This is a genomic window from Allgaiera indica, from assembly GCF_900106675.1.
GTDB lineage: Bacteria > Pseudomonadota > Alphaproteobacteria > Rhodobacterales > Rhodobacteraceae > Acidimangrovimonas > Acidimangrovimonas indica.
In genome coordinates this window covers 1-2,736 of sequence record NZ_FNOB01000063.1, presented here as the reverse complement: position 1 = coordinate 2,736, position 2,736 = coordinate 1, and the positions used below count along the sequence as shown (strand labels likewise).

Sequence of the window (2,736 nt, the reverse complement as noted above, 5' to 3'; positions counted from 1 at the left end):
TCCGGTGAATAAGCCAAACCCTTGTCCTGTCCCGCCCGCCTCAGAATACACTTCCAGTTTCAGAGCGGATGACAACTACCCTGACGGAGGGGGGCTCGATCAGATAAGCATTTTTCTTGCCGGCAAGCTTTTCGATAATGTCGGCGCGTTCATCCAGATGACCTATGATCCCAACGCCCATGTCTGGGGATGGGACAACACCGATATCCGCTACGCCCGGACAGGCACGCTGTTTGGCAAGAGCGCGACCTATGGCCTGAGCCTTAACAACAACCCCACCATTCAGGATCCCTGGGCGACAACGCCGGCCTGGGGCTATCCGGCCTTCGACTCGGCTGTCATGCCGCAATTCGGCTTTCCTGCCACACTGTTGCAGGGCACCTTGGCGCAGCAGGTCCTGGGCCTTACCGCCTACGCGAATTTCGACAACGGCCTTTATGCCGAGTTCGGCGGCTACAAGGGGCTGTCTCAGGACATGCTGGCCGGCCTGGGCGCTGGGGGTAGCGGCTTCAATGTCAATGGCATCGCGCCCTACCTGCGCGTGGCCCACACGCAAGATGTCGGCGGCGGCACGCTGATGGTCGGCGGACTGGCGATGCTGGCCAACCTGGAGCCCAACTACACCGGCACCTACGGCAAGGACCGCTACTTCGACCTTATGCTGGACAGCCAGTACGATTATCAGGGCAGCAACTACGGGCTGACGTTCAAGGCTCGTGACATCATGGAATGGCAGCATCTGGCCTCCAGCAAGGCGCAGGCCAATTCCAGCAACCTGTCCGACCGGCTCAATGCGCTCGATCTATCGGTGACCTACTACAAGCCGAAATGGGCGCTTATCGGAGCCTATTCCAATGTTACCGGCACGTCGGATGCGGGCCTCTATGGCGCGAACTCGACGGCCAACTCGCCCGACAGCAGCAGTATTTCGATCGAGGTTAACTACTCGCCATGGATGGACGGTTCGCCATTCTCCTACAAGGATATGAACTTCAAGTTCGGGGCGAAATACACCCACTTCCTGAAGCTCTACGGCGGAACATCGAATTTCGATGGGAACAGGCATAATGCGTCCGACAACGACTATGTGTTCCTCTACACGCTATTCGCCTTCTAGGTGGCATATCGGCACCGCGGCGTTGCGGTGCCGACACCCATTCGGGAAACCAATCCAAATGTCTGATGCCGATTTGTGCACGGGCCGGAATAGGGAGAGTTGACAATGAAAGTGCATATCCTTGCGGCTATAACCTTGATGGCTCTATCGGGTCCTGCATTCGCCTCGGGCAATGCGTCGAATGGCCGGAAAATATTTAATACATGCAGGGCGTGCCATTCGATCGTCGCACCGAATGGTCGGGCGATCGTGCCGGGTGGCCGGATCGGTCCAAACCTATATGGCGTGATCGGGCGCAGGGCCGGCAGCGAGCCCGGCTTCAACTATGGCGCTGGCATCAAGGAGGCAGGCAGGAAGGGCCTTGTCTGGAATCAGAAGGAAATCGCCGCCTACCTAAAGAATTCCTCGCGGTTTCTCGAGCAATACACCGGCGACAAGGGTGCACATAGCAACATGCCCTTCAGGCTGGCGCAGGGCGGGGCCGACGTGGCGGCCTTTCTTGCCTCGGTCGGGAAGTAGTCCTTCAATGCCCGGCGCTTGCCACATGAAGCCGGAAGGCCGGTGGCGCGCGCTTGGCTGGGCTATGATGTCCGGGTTTCATGCGCCTGCGCCATCATCATGTAATGCATTGATTATAATGTAATTACGAAATCGACCCAGAATGAAGAGGCCGCACGCGGCGTGACAATTGCGCGGTGATCTTGGTGGCTGGACCGCCCCGAACGCTGGCAACACCGGCGAGAGAGTGGCGATCGGGCCTTGCAGAGCGCTCCGGTATGACCTGCCGAGGACCTGGTCGGGCGCAGGGTCGCCGCCGCCGCGCAGGTCACGGCCGCCCGCCTACGGCCCCCGGGCTGATGAGTGCAATTGATCAAGATCATTTTCCGCATCCCCTGGACATTGCACCGTGTAATTCCGCAATACTTCTAGTGACGGGGGTTTTTGATATTCGCGCGGCGCGGTGAATCATATGGGTGCATAGCGCGATATCGGCCTTTGTCTTTATCGCCGATTGCTCCGATGTGTTTCACCAAAATGGAGGATACTGTCGTGATGACGATGAAAATTGCATTGATGATGAACCTTCTGCTTTTCCCAATGACAGTCGCGGCCGGTCCGCTGATCAGCTTCAAGAACGATGTCTACCCGATCTTGCAAAACTACTGTGCCTCATGTCATTCTCCGAATGGGATCGGCTATGAGAAAAGCGGCTTTAGCGTCCGGAATTATGCGTCGGTAATGAAGGGGACGAAATACGGCGCCGTTGTCGTGTCTGGATCGAGCCTCACGAGCAATCTGATATGGCTGATCGGGCATCACGCCGATGCCTCCATCGCCATGCCGAAGACATGCACGCAGGAATCGAAGGATTCCCACGTGTGTTTGCAGGCATCCAAGTCTGCACATTGGTTGCCTAAACCTGAGGTCAGGTTGATCGAGGATTGGGTAAATCAGGGCGCGAAGGACAATTGAGGGCGGGCGGCTGGGGAAAGCATGATCGTGCCCGGTCAACCGGGTCACGTTGGCTCTGTTGCACAATTCCCTGAGGGGGCTCATTTTTGAATCCAGGCTGATAGCCGGGTGGCATGAGCGAGCCGACACCCCTGACCTACCAGACC

3 protein-coding genes are annotated in these 2,736 nt (G+C 57.7%); all 3 read left to right on the top strand.

The window, feature by feature from the left end:
* Nucleotides 1–1,117 (top strand): hypothetical protein (locus tag BLV97_RS21370; protein WP_176992678.1); only part of this gene is annotated, 1,117 nt, incomplete at its 5' end.
* Nucleotides 1,118–1,222: 105 nt separating this feature from the next.
* Nucleotides 1,223–1,636 (top strand): c-type cytochrome, encoded by a 414-nt coding sequence (locus tag BLV97_RS20515; RefSeq protein ID WP_081825018.1) that lies wholly within the window; start codon nucleotides 1,223–1,225, stop codon nucleotides 1,634–1,636.
* Between the two features lie 534 nt (nucleotides 1,637–2,170).
* Nucleotides 2,171–2,590 (top strand): c-type cytochrome domain-containing protein, encoded by a 420-nt coding sequence (locus tag BLV97_RS20510; protein ID WP_051646000.1) that lies wholly within the window; start codon nucleotides 2,171–2,173, stop codon nucleotides 2,588–2,590.
* The last annotated feature ends 146 nt before the right edge of the window (nucleotides 2,591–2,736 follow it).